The sequence below is a fragment of the Luteibacter sp. UNCMF331Sha3.1 genome (genome assembly GCF_900109915.1).
Taxonomy (GTDB): domain Bacteria; phylum Pseudomonadota; class Gammaproteobacteria; order Xanthomonadales; family Rhodanobacteraceae; genus Luteibacter.
On record NZ_FOBU01000002.1, the window covers coordinates 1,162,072 to 1,177,910 of the forward strand.

At 62.5% G+C, this 15,839-nt stretch carries 19 protein-coding genes; 3 read left to right on the top strand and 16 right to left on the bottom strand.

What is annotated here, in order from left to right; genetic code table 11:
* Positions 1-96: 96 nt before the first annotated feature.
* Positions 97-420 (top strand): hypothetical protein, encoded by a 324-nt coding sequence (locus BMX32_RS13660; RefSeq protein ID WP_089979551.1) that lies wholly within the window; start codon positions 97-99, stop codon positions 418-420.
* Between the two features lie 2 nt (positions 421-422).
* Here the strand turns inward: BMX32_RS13660 and BMX32_RS13665 are convergent, their stop codons facing one another.
* From BMX32_RS13665 to BMX32_RS13735, 15 genes are all read right to left on the bottom strand, one after another.
* Positions 423-1,070: a hypothetical protein gene (locus BMX32_RS13665; protein WP_089979552.1), complete on the bottom strand. Its 648-nt coding sequence runs from the start codon at positions 1,068-1,070 to the stop codon at positions 423-425.
* Positions 1,071-1,158: 88 nt separating this feature from the next.
* Positions 1,159-1,392, bottom strand: coding sequence for a DUF4224 domain-containing protein (locus BMX32_RS13670; protein WP_089979554.1), 234 nt, complete (start codon positions 1,390-1,392; stop codon positions 1,159-1,161).
* 61 nt (positions 1,393-1,453) lie between these two features.
* Positions 1,454-2,149: a hypothetical protein gene (locus BMX32_RS13675; RefSeq protein ID WP_089979555.1), complete on the bottom strand. Its 696-nt coding sequence runs from the start codon at positions 2,147-2,149 to the stop codon at positions 1,454-1,456.
* Positions 2,146-2,325 (bottom strand): hypothetical protein, encoded by a 180-nt coding sequence (locus BMX32_RS13680; RefSeq protein ID WP_089979557.1) that lies wholly within the window; start codon positions 2,323-2,325, stop codon positions 2,146-2,148. The genes BMX32_RS13675 and BMX32_RS13680 overlap by 4 nt, the downstream gene beginning before the upstream one ends.
* Entirely contained in the window at positions 2,322-2,915 is a 594-nt protein-coding gene (locus tag BMX32_RS13685; RefSeq protein ID WP_089979558.1) for a hypothetical protein, read from the bottom strand. Before BMX32_RS13685 ends, BMX32_RS13680 begins: the two co-directional genes overlap by 4 nt.
* Positions 2,912-3,490: a hypothetical protein gene (locus tag BMX32_RS13690; protein WP_089979560.1), complete on the bottom strand. Its 579-nt coding sequence runs from the start codon at positions 3,488-3,490 to the stop codon at positions 2,912-2,914. The genes BMX32_RS13685 and BMX32_RS13690 overlap by 4 nt, the downstream gene beginning before the upstream one ends.
* Positions 3,487-3,894: a hypothetical protein gene (locus tag BMX32_RS13695; RefSeq protein WP_139206739.1), complete on the bottom strand. Its 408-nt coding sequence runs from the start codon at positions 3,892-3,894 to the stop codon at positions 3,487-3,489. The genes BMX32_RS13690 and BMX32_RS13695 overlap by 4 nt, the downstream gene beginning before the upstream one ends.
* A 170-nt stretch (positions 3,895-4,064) precedes the next feature.
* Entirely contained in the window at positions 4,065-6,536 is a 2,472-nt protein-coding gene (locus BMX32_RS13700) for a phage tail tape measure protein (protein ID WP_089979563.1), read from the bottom strand.
* Complete coding sequence (locus BMX32_RS18680; RefSeq protein WP_170843658.1) at positions 6,537-6,695, bottom strand: hypothetical protein; 159 nt, start codon at positions 6,693-6,695, stop codon at positions 6,537-6,539. It abuts the gene before it with no gap.
* Positions 6,695-7,477 (bottom strand): hypothetical protein, encoded by a 783-nt coding sequence (locus BMX32_RS13705; RefSeq protein ID WP_089979565.1) that lies wholly within the window; start codon positions 7,475-7,477, stop codon positions 6,695-6,697. Before BMX32_RS13705 ends, BMX32_RS18680 begins: the two co-directional genes overlap by 1 nt.
* 352 nt (positions 7,478-7,829) lie before the next feature.
* On the bottom strand, positions 7,830-9,803 hold the full coding sequence (locus BMX32_RS13710; RefSeq protein WP_139206740.1) for an AAA family ATPase: 1,974 nt from the start codon (positions 9,801-9,803) through the stop codon (positions 7,830-7,832).
* Positions 9,804-9,814: 11 nt separating this feature from the next.
* Positions 9,815-10,291: a hypothetical protein gene (locus BMX32_RS13715; protein ID WP_089979568.1), complete on the bottom strand. Its 477-nt coding sequence runs from the start codon at positions 10,289-10,291 to the stop codon at positions 9,815-9,817.
* Positions 10,291-10,500, bottom strand: coding sequence for a MerR family transcriptional regulator (locus tag BMX32_RS13720; protein WP_089979570.1), 210 nt, complete (start codon positions 10,498-10,500; stop codon positions 10,291-10,293). The genes BMX32_RS13715 and BMX32_RS13720 overlap by 1 nt, the downstream gene beginning before the upstream one ends.
* Before the next feature lie 130 nt (positions 10,501-10,630).
* Positions 10,631-10,897, bottom strand: coding sequence for a hypothetical protein (locus BMX32_RS13725; protein WP_089979571.1), 267 nt, complete (start codon positions 10,895-10,897; stop codon positions 10,631-10,633).
* A 770-nt stretch (positions 10,898-11,667) separates the two neighbouring features.
* Complete coding sequence (locus BMX32_RS13735; protein ID WP_089979574.1) at positions 11,668-12,942, bottom strand: tyrosine-type recombinase/integrase; 1,275 nt, start codon at positions 12,940-12,942, stop codon at positions 11,668-11,670.
* A 603-nt stretch (positions 12,943-13,545) separates the two neighbouring features.
* Here BMX32_RS13735 and BMX32_RS18685 point away from each other — a divergent pair.
* Positions 13,546-13,770, top strand: a complete 225-nt coding sequence (locus BMX32_RS18685) for a helix-turn-helix domain-containing protein (protein ID WP_170843659.1) — start codon at positions 13,546-13,548, stop codon at positions 13,768-13,770.
* A complete protein-coding gene (locus tag BMX32_RS13740) occupies positions 13,767-14,798 on the top strand; it encodes a DUF2971 domain-containing protein (protein ID WP_170843660.1) in 1,032 nt (343 codons plus the stop codon). Before BMX32_RS18685 ends, BMX32_RS13740 begins: the two co-directional genes overlap by 4 nt.
* A 247-nt stretch (positions 14,799-15,045) precedes the next feature.
* On the opposite strand, the gene BMX32_RS13745 is transcribed toward BMX32_RS13740, so the two are convergent.
* Positions 15,046-15,750 carry a hypothetical protein gene (locus BMX32_RS13745; RefSeq protein ID WP_089979578.1) on the bottom strand — a complete coding sequence of 235 codons (705 nt, stop codon included), beginning with the start codon at positions 15,748-15,750 and terminating at the stop codon, positions 15,046-15,048.
* Positions 15,751-15,839: the final 89 nt, after the last annotated feature.

Here is a 15,839-nt window from a genome sequence, read left to right on the forward strand (position 1 = left end):
TTCCCGTGCAAGGTCCGGCGGTTGCCGGTGGTTCCTCGCGCGAGGAGCGCGCACCGTCCACATTTCTGAGACCGGCCCAGCGTAACGTCGCCGGCCATGCACAGCATCGCCAACATCGAGTGGAAGCCGCCTGCAGTCGAGGGGGCGGCGTGGTTCGCCCTCGTCGATGGGGTGAGCGTCGCCTACATCACGAAGACCGCGCATGCGGACGGCCGGTGGCGTGCCGCGGTCACCCCCGGGCCGAGCCGGGAGCTTCACTGCTACGCCCGGGCCGAGGACAAGGCGATGTACTTCGTCGAGCGCTACCTAAGCTGCCATATGCCCGACGTACGTGAGCTCGACCGGCAGCGGCGCGCCTTGCGTGGGTCGGGCGGCGCACTGCCGCCCAGGAAGCCGAAGGGCGCGGAGGATCGGTCTTGATCCTATTTCTTCGCCGGAGGCGCCGGCGGCGGGGCGGGCGGAGCCTTCGGCAGTTCCGTCATCTGCGGCGGCGGCAGGCCCTTGTCAGTACGCTCCGGCCCAGCGCCACTGAGCCGGGTAAGAAAGGCAGGAGGCATGGCGTCGCCAACGTGGACCACTGATTTCGTGGCATCGGACTTCGAGTTGGTCATGGGATGCTCCGCAAGGTTGGTGTAGACAAAGTACACCATGAAGATCGCGCCGAGCGCGAAGAAAGATCCCGCCACGGGGTTCAGTATCCAAATCGCCGACGACCATCGGTTCTTTTCTTTGAGGGCCCCGTTATCCTCTAAAAGGTAGTACCGATTTGCTCGCCTTACCTCGTGTCGGCCAGCTTTCAACGACACCAGAAACGATCCAATGGTTGTCATCAAAGCAAGCAGCCACAGTATCCATGCTGCGAGCAATGCCCCTTTGTGTGCCGCTTGAGAAAAGTCAGGGACAAGGTCCTTGATAAACGTCAGGGATAGGGCCAGCGCACCAGTGCTGAACGTCAGGATCGCGCGGTCGTAGGCGTCACTGGTCGACGTCTCGCGCCTGTTGTGTTCCTCAAGGAATTTCGCATAGATCTGGCGCTTTTCCTCGACGGAGTACTCGTGTGTATCGGTCACGGTTAGATCCCTCCCCAGATCGACGCAAGACTATCTGGACCGCCCCGCTGGTGCCAGATGCCTGACCGATTCACCTTCTGCCCATCGCTCATACCCCTCGGGTGTCGAGATTGGAGCGCCACTTCGGCCGCGGCGGTGGTGCGCTTGCCGGCACTCCGGTGATCGCCGCCCACGCAACGACAGGCCACCCATCGGCTCGGATGTGATGCCGAATGCCGTTCTTCAGCAGAGTGGCGATCACGGTTCGGCGCGTGCCGGCGCCGGTGAGTTCCTTCACCTGGTCGAGGGTCAGGAAGACCGGTTCTTGAGTGTCTGGTCGCATTGCTCGACTCATTCGATTTCGATGCCGAAGAATAGACCGCATGCGATGTAGTCGGGAATGGCTACATTCGGAGCGGCGACACTTCGATCCCTTGCTCGCTATCGAGGCCGTAGACGGCGAGCGCAACCGCCAGAACGAGATCGTCGTGCGCTCCCTCTCGGGCGCCAAAGGTGGCGTTGCCGACCGCTGTATAGCTCACGCGGAAGTCGGCAAGCTCACGTCGGAACGCCTTCGCCAGCAGAAGGTTTGGTGACATGAGGAGCCGACCGCTGTGCATCAGTGCCTGTAAACGGCTGACTAACTCGAGCTTCGGAACGCTGTGGCCGCCATGTCCATTAGGCCCAGGCTGGCCGCCGAAGGTGATGGTGACAGGCTGGATATTGGGGACGCGCTCCTGCTTAAAGATGTCGTACACCGCGCGCCCGACGCCCGTGTAGTCGATCCAGACGTCAGGGTCATGCTCGGCAATCGCCCGAAGGGCGAGGAGTCGCTTGAGGCGCTCAGCCTGCGCCGGATACGACTCCCCGAGGGGTGCCTGCTGAAGTGCGTGGAGTCGGTACACCGGGCGGTCGTCGCGCAGAGTCGCACGGAGCGATGGCAAATACGCCAGTGGAGCGCCGACGTCGACCTCTCGGCTCGTCTTCTCGATGACCGCGATACTGGTTGGGTCCTTGGACTGGCCAAGGTCGACGCCCACGGTGAGGCGTCGACGCGTGTGGAGGAACGTTTCAGTCGATATCGTTGCTGCTGCGCTCATGCCCACGGCTCCATGGTCTCGTCAATCATTCCGTCAATCAGCTCCGAGCTGAAGAAGGATTCCTCGTTGTCCACGAACTCGCACAGGAACTCCTGGCGCACGTACCAGTCGCCCTTTTCGGCGAGTTCTTCTGCGAGAAATTCATCTGTGATATGCGGGCAGTCGTGGGCAGTCACCCGCGTCTTAACCCACCCAGTGTCGGACTCCCAAGCCTCGTAGAACCAGCCGCGGCGACCCCAAGGGGGGTGGTCAGGGCGATCAGCTGGCAGTTCGGTGACGCGGCGCGCATGGGGCGAATAGCGGCGTAGATACTGTCGGGCACTCGGCTCGCTTCGTCGATGATAATGGCGCGAGGCGCGCTGAAGCCGCGGATATTGGCGTCATCGTCACCCGGAAGCGCGACCATCATGGATCCGTTCTCGAGGTGCATCTCCGTCTTTGTAGCGCTCGTGATCCTCGGTACCCCGGTCAGGTTTTTGTAGACATCGAGCGTCTTCTTCAGGAAGAGCTTGGACTGGCGGAGCGTGGGCGAGATGACGAGGTACAGGCCGGGCGCGTACACCATGCCGTGAGCACACTTCGCTCCTACAGTGGTTGACTTGCCGCCCTGGCGGCTCACAAGGATCAGCCGCTTCTTCGCCTCGGAGCGGATTACGTCCTCTTGCCACGCCGCCGGCTCGGTTGGTTTCCCCTCGGCGTCACGTACGCCCTCGCGAAAAACGTGCGCGGGATCTGCGGCACGCCGGAAATCGATTGCCGCGCTCATTTCTCCAACTCCTGCACCGCGCGGCTGACGTACGCGTCGACCTCGGCGAGGGTCACGCGCACCATGCCGGCGGGCGCTTGCGTGCTGTGGCCGTACTCGATGGCTCGAGCATAGGGAAGGTTGTTCATGACGTAGATGTCTTGCACTCCATTTGCATGCTGGATCACCGCGATACCCTGCTGGATCGCGCGCTGACCTGATTTATCGACTTCGTCGAAGACGGTTGTGCTCGGCGCGCCCAGTGAGACGGTCCAGTTCGCGCGGAGCCGTCCACCGACGTAACCAGCCGGCGCCTTTATGCCCATGCCGTCGTTGAGCCTCCGGCCTGCCTTCAAACGACCAGTCTTGGTGAGGTTCGACGGGTCTTGCCGGAGCGAGCTGTTGTGCGCGGCGACTTCGGCGTTGTAGTTCCGCGCGGTCGAGTTGATCGCCCACAACTCAGGATTACCCACAGGGCTACGCATCACTACCGACGTGAGGATGTCCATCGACACTTTGCGCACGACTACGGCGGGGGCGAGCTTCGCCTTTTCGACGAATCGCGCGATGTCAGCAGAGAAGGTGCTGGCCGTCATGCTGCCTCTATCGCCGGGAGCGTCGATTCCATCGGCAGATTGATAGCAGCCTCCGCGGCTTCGATTGCACGGCCGCATGCCGCAATCGCTTGAGGACCGAGAGGGCGGAGCTCACGCACAAGAGCGGTACGGATCTGGTGCCACATGGGCGACTGAATCAGGTTGATCTGCTGGTTGACAGTGACATTGCCGACGCTGAGCTCACCCAAGAGCTTGGCGATGCGTTCCGTCACCTTTCCCGCCTCACTAATCGCGGCTCGCTCGCCGGCGAGATCCTTGATGGCAAAGGACATGTCGGCGTTGCGGTAGAGGATCTGCCTCTGGCGAGTGAAGTTGTCCAGGAGCGACTTGGTTTCAACTTCGCGAACCTGCGCAAGCTCCTCTTCGGAGCGGGCGGAACGCATGCGGAGCCGACCTAGGAGATCCCCGGGCATGTGCTTCTGCCGATGACGGCCAAGGGCGTCGTCACTGACGCTATGGCGAAGGCCAAGTACGCGCAGGGCGATACCGTTGGCTAGGCCAATCTCGATGCTGGCTCGATCGGGATGTTCGCAGATGGAGCATGGCCGGGCCATCAGCGACGATTCCTGTCGCTGTAGATCTGGCCACCCGGACGGAGCGCCTTGGCGATCTCCTGGCTCGCGGCGTTTGCCATCGCCTGACCGAACTGCTTTGCGAATGCTTGGTCACCGCCAGAGGTCTGCACGCTCGACGCGCCGTCGCTGTTGACCGTCACGCTGACGTTCACCACTGTGCCGTCGTTGGACCCCGCAGTGCCACCGCCATTCACGGCTACGCCGAGCTTTCCGTTACTGCCTCGCGAAAGCGGCATGATGGCTTCCGGTCCCGCCTCGCCCATGAGACCGGCACCCTTCGCGAAAGCGAACATCGTGGGCTGGCTGACGATCTGACCGCTGTACGAGGAGAGGCTCGGCGAATTGAAGACGCCGCCCTTTGCGAAGCCGCTGAAGCCGCCGTCAAAGATACTGGCCATCGATCCGCCCATGGCCCCGGAACCGGTCGCGGCACCGCCACCAAAGATCGCCATCAATGCTTGCGAGGCAGCGATACGGATCTCCATGCGAGCGAGGTCCTTCAGGATCGAAGACGCCAAGCTCTTGAAGCTGGCCTTCCCATTGACGGCGAAGTCAGCGAGCGCATCGCCCATGCTTTCGTAGCTGTTGATGAAGAAGTCGTGCGTCATGCCGGCCACGTTGCGGCCATCGTCGAGGGTGTCGGCATACGCGCTTCGCGCGCCGTTGTGCCAGTTCTCGCGGGCGAGATCGACCTCGCGGAAGCCGTTCACTTCGACAGCGATACGCTGCTGCGTGTAGCTGTCGAGCGCAGCCAATTCGTTCGCGTACATCTCGCGCGTGTCGTTGTCGGTCGACCGGTTCATGTCGTGGACGAGCGCGATGCGTTTCCGAGCGGCGTCCGCGTAGATCTGGTTCAGCTGTGCTTGCCGAGCGATCTCCATGCTGCCGAGGCCGTAGGACTGCACCTGGAGATCGATATCGGCGCGGCGCGCAGAGATGAGGTCGGCAAGGCCGCTCTCGTACACCTCGATAGCGGCAGCGGCGCGGGTGCGCTGGTCGAAGAGCTTGCCCTCGGCGGCGATCTCCGCCTCGATCTGGGCGCGATCCTGCGTGTAGTAGTCCGGGTCGGCTTTTTCACGCTTGGGCTTCGGGTCTTTGTACTTGGACGCGATGCCGGCGACGATGGTCTGCTCGTTAGCCTGAATCTGTGCGGCGAGTTTGATGTCGCCAGCGGCGAAGGCTTTCGCGACGAGGTCGTTGGCTTTCGTATGCGCAGCGGCAATCTCGGTCGCGCGCTTCTGTTCGATGGTCGCGAATCCTGAGGCCTCCTGATCGAAGGCGATCGCGGCACTGGCCAGCTGCTTCTTTCCTCCATCGAGGTACGCTGCTCGCAATTCTTGCTGCTCCTGACGTGTGAGATCGGCGAGCTGCTTCCGCATGTTGGCGATCGCGCTCTGCTTCGACCGGTCAGAGAGGTCGGGCGATGAGAACGACTGGAGATTGTTGATCTTCTCGCCGAGCGCCTGGATCTGCTGGGCGATCGTGGTCTGCCGGCCGGCCCCGCCGATCATGGCGTCCCAGGCGCCGAGAGCGCCGTCCTTCACCTTGATCCAGCCGCGCTCGAGATTGGAGAGGCTACCCTCGACCGCGTTGGCGCGCTCCACGGCGACCTGCGAGTAGGTACGAATCGCGAGGGTTGCCGCATCTTGCGTGCGGCCCTGGTCTTCCAGTGCAGAGATCTGGCTGTAGATCGAAGCGGTCAGGAAGTGGTACTTGGAGTCGAGCTCCGTGATCGCCTTCGTCGGTGCATCCGCGAGCTTCGCGAACTGCTGCACGGTCTCGTCAACCGCCTGTCCCGACGTTCTCGCCAGCGCGACCGACGCGATGCCGACTTCGGCGATCTGATTCGCAGTGAATTTTCCGGACTGCGTGATCTCGGCCAGAGCCGCGGCGGCGGCACGCTGCGTGCCGGCGACCTGGCTGAGGCCGCGCGCCATGTCCTGAAGGTATTCCGTCGTCACGCCGGCGTAGTTGCCCGTCGCGATGATGGAGCGGCTGAGCGCCTCGTTTTCTTCCGCTCCCTGCACCCATGCGGCCCCCAGCGTCGCGATGGCGGCGCCTGCAATCGTTGCAGGGTTCACGAGGCCGACGATGTAGCCAGCGGTTGCCTTCAGGGCAGGTGCGATGCCGCCGAACTGGTCCTTCAGCTGCCCGCCTTGCTGGATAAGGACAGTCAGCGGCGCTTGGCCTGCAGCGAGGCCGGTGACGATGTCGGTCAGCTGCGGACCGATCATCCGTGTCGCGTTTGCGATCTCCTTCGAGGACTTCGCGGCCACGGACGCTTTGGCGGCGTATCCGCCAAGGGCGTCAGCTGTGCGGTCCGTGGAGGCGCCTAGCGCCCCTGCGGACTTCTCGGCGCGCTTTGCCGCTGCGTCCAGCTTGTCGAGTTGTGCGGCGCCCTCGGTGGCGCCCTGCGTGGTGACTCGCACGCCTAGGCTGGCGATATCCATTTAGGCGGCCTGCTTCCCATTGTGCGCGTCGCGCGTGGTGGCGATGAGGAGCTCGGTGGAAAATGCGCAGATGCGCTCGGGCGGGAGGCCCTTGCAGCGCAGGGCCAGCTCTTCGTTGATCAGGCGGTGGCCGTGACGGGAGAAGCGTACGGTGTTCATTACGCGGCGCTCCGCTGCTTCTCGATCTGGATTTGACGCTTCATGTCCTCGATCTGGCCTTGGTCGTAGCCGAAAGCCTTGGCGGCCTTCTCACGCCCCGCGCTCACAAGCGCTTTGAGTGCGCCCTCACCCATGGCCGTGGTGCGCAGGGTGATCGACGACAGGTGGGACATAGCTCGGCGTCCCCATTCGACCTGCGAGCGACCGGCCTCGATGGCAAAGGCCTCGGTCGGGTTCTCGATGCGGCGGCCGCGGTTCCATGACTCCCTCACGACACGGATTTCGTGATCGAGCTGGGCATACGGGGAGCGGAGAAGGGCGATCTCGAGGCGCTGATGCTCGGGACCGCTGTTCATCGCGTCGAGGAGCTTGTGGCGGCCATCCATATCCAGGCTGCGCCAGTAGTCGCGCAGCTCGCGATCGATGATTGCCTCGGCTGCGGCCTCGCGGTGCAGCTCGGGTACCCGCAGGAGCTCGGCCTCGCGCTTGTCCAGACTGCCCGAGTAGCTGTCCAGCGCTTCCAGCGTGGCTGCGACCTGGTCAAGCGTGCGCTCGCGGTGGGGGCGCAGTTGGGCGTCCTTGCCCTGGCCCGTGAGGTGGGGGTCGGCCTGCACCTGCTGAGTCTTCGCGTGCAGGTCGTTGACGGCATCGAGTGCGACGGCAAAGCGAATCGCCGGTTCGCCGGCGAGGTCGGTGTCGGACAGTGCCGGAAGGTGGAAGGGGGTACCGGCGGCGACGTGCTGCACGCCGTGCTCGGTCTTGTTGGATTGGTCGAGGGACATCGTTGGATCCTGTGAGTGGCTTCGCGCCGTTAGCGCGGGAGTGTGTCGCGACATGCCTATGATGAGCAGTTTGATGGGCGGTCATTCGTTGTAAAGACCTCTGCCTTGGCGCAGAACGCGTGCAGGAGATATTTGGCGGAGAAAGGCTCCGCCGAAGTGGTAAGGAATGGCGCGTGAGTGAGCCGCACGTGCCGCGCTAGCTGATCCACGACCCCCTTGCGCCGCCCATCGACTGCGGGAGTGCGGGAGTCATGCGGTAGTTGCTGCGGTGGTTGCTCTACCCGCGTATCCCGCGCCCCCGGGTGCGGCGGTAGTCGCACAGGGGGTATGGGGGATATTTACCGCCGCACTTTTACGCTGCGATATCGGCCGCACGTTGCGGCAGTTCCCATCGCGTTCCGGTGTGGCGATCCGGCTTTTTGAACTCGGCCCTGATGATGCGACCGTCGCGTGACAGCTTCACCAGCGCGGCCTGGACGCGGCGCTTGCCGTCATGGTTCCGGTATTGCGGCCCGAGCTCCGGCAAGCTCGCGAGGACGTGCCACGCAGTCGACGGACCTGCGGTAGCTGCGGTCACAGTAAGTCCCGCGTTGATGGCGTGCACCAGAACACCGTAAACCGCATCGGCATCCGCCGCAGCGATGAGCGCTTCAGCAGATTCCCGCGAACCTCCGCCATCCGCCGGTACGAGCACGCCATTGCGCGCCTGCTGGAGCAGGATCGGCTGGGCCTTCGCGGCGAGGTTCGACTTCTCGTGGCGCAGTTCCATCGGCCCGTTGTCATCCTTCACGAGGGCAAGTCGGCTACGCGCGGAGTTGTGCCACGCTGCCGTGCCCAAGTACGAGTTGCCCTGAGCGCCATTCTTCGCACTGGCCTTGTCGACGTGCGCAAGAAGCACGAGGCCGGCATCGTTGCGCATGGCGATCGCCTTCAGCCGCCGGAGGAATGCCTTCACCTGCATAGGATCGTTTGCATTGCCGCCGAAGCTCTCGGACGCGTTATCGATGATGGTGAGGTCTGCGCCTTGGACGGCCTCGCTGACAACGCCAAGGAGTGGGGTCTCGCGCATCGTTACGACTCCGCCGGCGCCGTGCGGCACCATCAGCTCGGGAGCGATGTCGGTGCCATCGAAGATACGCAGGTTGGCGCGGACCTCGTCAGCGGGGAGGGAGTACTCATCGATGATTGCGCGGAGGCGAAAGAGGATGATCGGCGCGTCATCCTCGAGGCTTACGAAGACCGCACGACCCTGCTCGATAGCGAAGGGGCCCCAGCCACGTCCCGCCGCGACATGCGCGCAGATCACGAGGGCGAGCATCGTCTTCCCGAGCCCCCCGTGCCCGCCAAGCAAGGTAACGACGCGCCGCGGAATGAGCGGCTCGATAACGAATCCCGGCGGACTGAGCGATGCGGTGAGGAGCGCGGAGAGGTCGATCTCCTTGAGACTCGGCATGTCGTCATTCGCGGCGATCGCTGGCATGGCCGACGCCGAGCTCATGGGATTCACCCACCCAGCGGCCTGCGCTGCGGCGAAGACCGCACGAAAGCTGGTCTGTGAGCCGTCCAGCGTGTCCCAGGTGCGCGCGTCGGCAGGGCGCCACTTGTCGGACGTCTGGGACCAGCTGATCCAGAGCTCGCGCCCCACGTCACCCAAGCTACGGAGGCGCTGACCATTCTCGATCCAGACCTGACGATCATCCGCTCGAATCGACGCGAGAGCGCTTCGAAGCTCCGCAACCTGCTGAGGGGTTACCGCTTCGCCTCGCGTCACCGAGACCGATGGTTGCGATGCATGCGCGCGGTGGATGGGACGCAGCACGAGCTCGACGTGGTCGGCCAAGCACGTCGGCTCGCCGAGACCAGCGCCCTCGCCGGTGACAGTGAAGAATCGACCGCGCGAGTACGCCTCGATGCCGGAGCCATTGCTGCCTGCAGGCGCAAATTCCTTCCCATAACCGATCGCGTGAATCCCCCTGCCTGACGGACTTGCCTCCACATACCCGGGCAGGTCCTCGGCGAGCAGCTGCAGCGCCGGGCGGTTCGGGACGTCATCGAAGTCGATCCCTTGCCAGTAGTTGCCGGTACCATCCGCCCCCAGCGCGAAACCAAGGCCGGTGTATCCGCCGGCGGCGAGCACAGCCACGGCGTCATCGAAGGTCGCTAGGCTGTTCGTGTCGACCGCAGTGTCGAGTTGGCCGTGACGATGCACGCCAGTCGTGTAAAAGGGCACTTTCCTCGACTTCGAGTCGCTTGGCTCCTCTCTCCAGAGCAGCCACCGGCGCGCGGCGCGCATGGACTCGGGCAGTTCGTCGAATGATGCTGCCATCGTCGCCACCGTCACGCGCGGATCTCGCGAGCCAGGGTTTCCGCTAGGCTTGCCGCCTTGCGCGTTGCGATGAGCGCCTCATTCAAGTCCAGCACGAGAGCAGGCGAGTGAGTTTCGTCGAGCGTGTGCAGCGATAACAGCTCGGACGCAAGGCCGGTCGTAGTCTGGATCCGGCGTACGTCGTCGCGGAAGCTGCTGAGGTGCGCGGCGAGCCTCGGTCGCGCCTTTCGCTTCACGGCACGTTTGCGCTTCGGCTTCGGCGCAAGTACGGCATCGATCGCGTGGAGCATATAGGTGGCGTAGCAGATCTCGCGCCAATCGGTTTCGGTTCGCAGCTTCTGCGAAGCGATAGCGCGGTGTTTCCGGAGTTCCATTCGCCCGGTCGCCGTTTCCGCCATGGTGGCGAGCAGTTGCGGGCTGTTCACGACGGCTTGGCGGGACGCGTGCGTGACGTCGTCCTGATCGGGGCCGAGCGGCGGGATATCCATCACGCGGCCTCCTTCGCTGCGGATTCGATTACGCGCTGACACTCGGCTTCGGTAATCAGCGTGCGTCGGCCAAGCTTGATGCGCTTGACCATCCCATCGGCCATGAGTTGAAACAGGTACGCACGACTGACGCCGATTCGGCGCGCGGCATCTCCGACGCTATGTGCGAGAGGGGGAAGCGGCTCAGTATCGCTTGCTTCGTTCGTCATAGTGGCTCCAGCACGGGTTCTGCGCATAAAAAAAGCCGCTCCGTTGAGTACGTGAGCGACTCTGCTTTCCACCGGGCGAGTGCACCGGATGATGAAATTCTTGCGCACGTAGCAACGTTGTCAAGGTCTACTAGAGTCTTGTCGACTTATCCGTACCGGCCATCGCGGCAACGCGTGCGGCCGCCTCATTGATGATATCGATGTGGCGCTGAGTGATTCGAAACTCGGTGCTCGCGGCCGTGCCGCATAGCGCGCGCACTTCCTCTGGCGTGCTGGACGCCACGCTACCCGGAGCGAGATCGAGGCCGGCATCAACTGCGCGCAGGGCGCGTATGAGCGCGGCGCGGTCGGCGGAATTGAGGCCGAGAGCGGCGGCGAGAACGGTGTTGATGGACATGGGTAGGCTCCTTCGGTCTGGGGAACCGCCACCTCGCGTTCTCACACGACAGGGTGACGGACGTGCCGGGGTGAGAAACCAGGGACCAAAGGAGACCTGGCCGGGCCGAAGCCCGCCCGACACGCCCGCCATAAAATCGGGGCATGAAAAAAGCGCCTGCCGGCGCTTTGCGCCTTTGGTTTTCCCGGGTTCTCACGCCCGGTCGCCGATTGTGCGGCGACGATTAATGCTGCTCCTGCCTAGGCCGGCATGTCAAGCGGCTTTCGCAGGCTCAGATGCGGCGGCGAGCCAAGCACGCACATCACCGACGCGCCAGCAGGTCATGCGGACGCCAGGGAGCCGAATCGGCTGAGGGAAGGATCCGTCGCGCACGTGTCGCCACAGCGTGGCTCGGGCGAAGGGGAGAATGCCCTCTGGCCGTACCAGCTCCTTCTCGCGAAGAAGCGTCGAATCGGGGAGGGCATCAATATCGTGAGGCACTGAGTGACACCAATTGAGACAAGGTGATCTCATTAGAAACTGGTGCCAAACGTTGTCAAGCTGCTACTCCTTGCGCCATTTCTCAGCCACCTTCGCATAAATGATCTCGAAAGCATCAGCGATGTCTTGGGCAGTTTTCTTTGCGTCGCCCCCGCCCAAGTACCCACTGGTTCGGCCGATGTACGCCACGAGGAGGTCGCGGGTGATCTCGCTAGCCGTTGCACTACGGTCTGACATTAATTTCCCCTTGATTGATGGTTCCTCACCCCGCTCCGATGGTAGCGCAGGCCTCACGCGGAAGCGCGCCTCTGAAGTGCCACAACCTTCGAGTCTCCGCCGGCACGCTCGACGAACGCAGACCACTCCTCCATGAGCAGCGCTCGCTTCGCGAGCAAGTTGCCGCGCCGGTATGCGGCCTCGACCTTGTTTCCGATCGTGTGCGCCAAAGCCATCTCGACGACGTCCCGAGGGTACGCCGTGCGTTCCGATGCCCAGTCGCGAAATGACGAGCGAAAACCATGAGGTACAGCGAGGCGTCCTTCCTTCGGATCCATAAAGCCGGATCCACCACCTCTCGTGTCCGATGCGTGCATCAGCTTGATTACCTTCGATAGCGTCATGTCAGACAGCTCGCCGCCGCGCGGGGCCGGAAAGACGTGTTCTCCAGCGAACCGAGGTAGGCCGCGGAGGAGCGCGATGGCTCGCTTGGAGAGCGGCACGACGTGCTCGACTGAAGCCTTCATTCGGCCGGCTGGCACGGTCCACGTGCCAGCGTCGAGATCGATCTCCGGCCAGCGCGCGCCGCGCACCTCCTGAGACCTGGCGGCGGTGAGGATCAGGAACTCGAGAGCGCGGTCAGTGACGCTCGCGCGCGTCCGCAGCTGCATCATGAACCCCGGAACCGAATTGAAGGGGAGGGCAGGATGGTGGCTTTTTGCCTTCACCTTCGCCGGCGCCGGAAAGAGCTTGTCGAGGTTTCCCTTCCATCGCGCGGGATTCTCGCCGGATCGGTGCTTCGAAACCGTCGCCCAATCCAGCACAGCCTCGATGCGCCCCTGAACACGTTTCGCAGTTTCGGTCTTCGTCTGCCAGATCGGCGACAGGATGGTCTCGATGTGGTGCACATCGACCTGGTCGACTGGAAGGTCGCCGATGAGCGGGCTCGCGTACGTCGTCAGCGTGCTTGACCACTGTGCAAGGTGCTTCGCGTTCTTGAATCCAGGCGCCTTACTGGCGACGAGTCGCTTCGCCGCCTCGTCGAATGTGATTGCACTTACGAGGGCCGCGCGCGCTGCTCGCCGCTGAGCAATCGGATCGATGCCTTGATCGATCTTTGAACGACACGCGCGCGCCTTATCGCGGGCTTCAGTCAATGTCACCGAAGGAAAGCCGCCGAGGCCCATCTCGCGGCGCCGGCCACCGATCATGACTCGAAGCACCCATGCAGCCGCTCCTCCTCGCACATGAAGCAGCAAGCCAGCAACTCCGCCCACTGCGTGCATCCCGGGTAAGCGCGCATGGTTCTTCACCCACAGCGCGGACTGCTCCTTCGCTTTCTTCGGCATGATCGTTTCCAAACGGTCCCCCAACCGGGGAGCGATTGGAATGTACAGGGTGAGACAACCTTAGGCAACGAAATGCCTATGAAATAGACGTATGAGAGACATCGGAAGACGTAACGAGACAAGCGGAGACACCATGGCAGCGGGCACTCTCTCCGCCAGACCAGGCTAAATGCATAAGGATTTTCTTCGCGTCAGTCAGATTCGGTGTGTGGACACCCGCTGGGACTCTTCTATGTGGCTTCCTCATCACTTGGTTCGTTCTTCCACGAGCGTGCTTCATTTTCGGCAGAAAGTGCCGTCAGACCTTCAAAGCGCTTTTGGTCTGCTCGTCATCACGCGTAGTCTGGGCACTCGGAGCGCGCGACTGGCCCGGGCACAGGTCTACGTCATGTCGGCGCGCGTCGCTGCGACATTCGATGAAGCACGGAGGCTGATAGGGATTAACGAGCCCGTTGCAAATAACCCGTTTGGCTTGCCGCTGTGTGTTGACCTGCCATGCCCGCTAAGCCCGTTCAGCCTAAACGCCAAGTACCGACCACCCGGCAGAAGTCGCTCTGTCGGCCAGAGAATGCTGCGTTGCTGACAAGCCTCCGGGAGCTGCGCGTGGCCGCGAAACCCTCTCAGAAAGAATTCGCCGACCGCCTCGATGCGAACCAGAGCTTCGTCTCAGTCGTCGAAAAGGGAGTCGTGCGCATGGATGCGTTGCAGATTAGAGACTGGTGCGAAGCAGCCGGGGTCTCGATGGAGGCATGGCTAAAGGTTTTCGGTGCCTTGCTAGAAGCCCGGGAGGCACTGCGCGGCGACAGTCGCACACAGGACAGGCCATGACAAAGCCCCAGAGCCTTTACCGCTATCGCCCCTGCGACGACGGAATTTTGGAGCGTGAAGTCGAGGCTCTGGAACAGAGCTATCTGTTCGCCCCGCCGTTTTCAGCGATGAATGACCCGATGGAAGCCTTTCTCGAGGTCGGGGACGAGGTAGACCAACTGTTCATTCAACTCGCCCCGCAGGCGGCTGATGCGCTCAATCACTTTTATGGGGTGGTCACGCGGTTCGTCGAGAAGACGGCACTGATTTCTTTCTCTCAGAACCATGAAGCCCTGCCGCTGTGGGCTTATTACGCGAGTAACTTTGCTGGTTTTTGCTTGGAGTTCGACCCGCTGGCGTTGCATTACGGCGCCTTGCAAGGCGACCAACTGCACCAAGTGACCTATGCGGAGCGCGCTCTGCCGGCCCTATCCATGCAAGAGATGTTTCGGTCCAGAGAACAGGTTGGACCGGTGGTCACATCGCGTTTGACGCGCAAGCGCCACGAGTGGGCCCACGAGCAAGAGTGGCGATACATCACGGGCGTGGTCGGACCGAAGCACTATCTCGATTCCGCGCTCACCCGGGTGTTCTTAGGCCCCCGCATGGCTCCGGCGCATGCCAAGCGTATCTGTGCAGCCTTGAAGGGCCGGCCGGTCGACATCCTGCAAGGCACCATCAGCGGGTACCACTTGCGCTTTGACCTCCTCCAGGCGGCGACGCCGCCGAAGCAGTGCCCGCGAGTCGGTATCGGCCGGTTCCGACCGGATGTCGATTTGTTTTCGAATGCTGAACTGGCCGCCTTTCTTAAGGTTCCCTTTGAAGAATTGGTCCACGAATGCGAGCGGCTCGATGCCGACCCGAATATGGACGGGTTCGCCGACATTGGTATATCCGCTGAACACCCGGACTGCTTGTTTATTTGGACCCGCTACGCCCTGCGAAACAATCGCCCCATCCACTGGCGGCGGTGGTATGACTCCCGCATGCGCCAAGTGGACGCCGAGGACCGCCACGGCCAGAGGACAGGGAAGCACGGGACGCATTAGGGCGCCCTCGACTGTAGTATTTCCAGGTAAATCCGCATGCAGGCGGAACTGCCGCCTCCTTGGGGTGCCGACAGGGGGGGGCGTGGGTTAACACGCCATCATTGGCTCAGCCGGCCAGCGCACATGCTGTAGGTGTTGTTGCTGAAATTCGGAACGGGCATCTCGCCCGTTCACGCATCGTGAATAAGCAACACCGAAGACTGCGATTCGGAAGCCCAGAACGAGGTTAAAAGTAAGGCTCGCAGGCTCAGTCAGCTCCCGCGCTGGATGCAGTGGTATAGCCTTCAAACTCTCGGCCGTACTCTGTGACCACCATGGTGCAATAGTTGGTGAGGTTGGATCCCCAGGGCGAACCTTCAGGCGAATGGATCAACGATAACGACTCTAGATCCTTAAGCAACCGTGTGGCTGGAATGCTGTTTGATCTTCCGATTACGTCGGGAACCTCTCCCAGGAAGAGCCTTTCTTTTTCTCGAATCTCGGTTCCGTGCTCATACCGCTGCCGGGCGCCCATCCAGCGTAGCAATTTCAAATGGCTGGAGGTCATTTGGCTGAGGGTCGATAGGTAGACCGACAACTTCTCTTCGCTGGGCGTCTCATCTTTGATCGTATTGAGCACCACGGCAATCAATCGCTGCTGAACGCCGGCATCACTGGTGCGCAGGGCCACATCGCTTGTCTTCAGGACTGCGGTAAGGACGGCGTCTTGGCGTGCCTGATGACGCCCGACTTCTTCCACTTGGACGGTGACCTGATTCAGAGCCCCACTGAGGTCGTGGAACCACTGGGTCCGACGCTTCTGGAACGGGTCTTCAATGAGAGCGTTTAACAGCTCAAGAGCGGCGCCTGAAAAAACGGGCATCGCCCCAATCACTGCGCGAGCCATCCGATGGATTTTATCCGGCACGGGCTCGACCGGCGGGTCGTAATGGTCCACATCAATCGGAGACATATGGCGATCTCAGCTAGCTTCGATGGAGCATCATAACTCTGCCCTCGACCTTGTCGGCTAGCGCATAGGCACCCTCTAGCGATCCCCGG

Excerpts from the sequence above, each read along its gene's own strand:
- BMX32_RS13660 (WP_089979551.1), top strand. The coding sequence starts at position 97 with ATGCACAGCATCGCCAACATCGAGTGGAAGCCGCCTGCAGTCGAGGGG.
- BMX32_RS13670 (WP_089979554.1), bottom strand. The coding sequence starts at position 1,392 with ATGCGACCAGACACTCAAGAACCGGTCTTCCTGACCCTCGACCAGGTG.
- BMX32_RS13675 (WP_089979555.1), bottom strand. The coding sequence starts at position 2,149 with ATGAGCGCAGCAGCAACGATATCGACTGAAACGTTCCTCCACACGCGT.
- BMX32_RS13685 (WP_089979558.1), bottom strand. The coding sequence starts at position 2,915 with ATGAGCGCGGCAATCGATTTCCGGCGTGCCGCAGATCCCGCGCACGTT.
- BMX32_RS13690 (WP_089979560.1), bottom strand. The coding sequence starts at position 3,490 with ATGACGGCCAGCACCTTCTCTGCTGACATCGCGCGATTCGTCGAAAAG.
- BMX32_RS13695 (WP_139206739.1), bottom strand. The coding sequence starts at position 3,894 with ATGCGTTCCGCCCGCTCCGAAGAGGAGCTTGCGCAGGTTCGCGAAGTT.
- BMX32_RS13700 (WP_089979563.1), bottom strand. The coding sequence starts at position 6,536 with ATGGATATCGCCAGCCTAGGCGTGCGAGTCACCACGCAGGGCGCCACC.
- BMX32_RS18680 (WP_170843658.1), bottom strand. The coding sequence starts at position 6,695 with ATGAACACCGTACGCTTCTCCCGTCACGGCCACCGCCTGATCAACGAA.
- BMX32_RS13705 (WP_089979565.1), bottom strand. The coding sequence starts at position 7,477 with ATGTCCCTCGACCAATCCAACAAGACCGAGCACGGCGTGCAGCACGTC.
- BMX32_RS13710 (WP_139206740.1), bottom strand. The coding sequence starts at position 9,803 with ATGGCAGCATCATTCGACGAACTGCCCGAGTCCATGCGCGCCGCGCGC.
- BMX32_RS13715 (WP_089979568.1), bottom strand. The coding sequence starts at position 10,291 with ATGGATATCCCGCCGCTCGGCCCCGATCAGGACGACGTCACGCACGCG.
- BMX32_RS13720 (WP_089979570.1), bottom strand. The coding sequence starts at position 10,500 with ATGACGAACGAAGCAAGCGATACTGAGCCGCTTCCCCCTCTCGCACAT.
- BMX32_RS13725 (WP_089979571.1), bottom strand. The coding sequence starts at position 10,897 with ATGTCCATCAACACCGTTCTCGCCGCCGCTCTCGGCCTCAATTCCGCC.
- BMX32_RS13735 (WP_089979574.1), bottom strand. The coding sequence starts at position 12,942 with ATGCCGAAGAAAGCGAAGGAGCAGTCCGCGCTGTGGGTGAAGAACCAT.
- BMX32_RS13740 (WP_170843660.1), top strand. The coding sequence starts at position 13,767 with ATGACAAAGCCCCAGAGCCTTTACCGCTATCGCCCCTGCGACGACGGA.
- BMX32_RS13745 (WP_089979578.1), bottom strand. The coding sequence starts at position 15,750 with ATGTCTCCGATTGATGTGGACCATTACGACCCGCCGGTCGAGCCCGTG.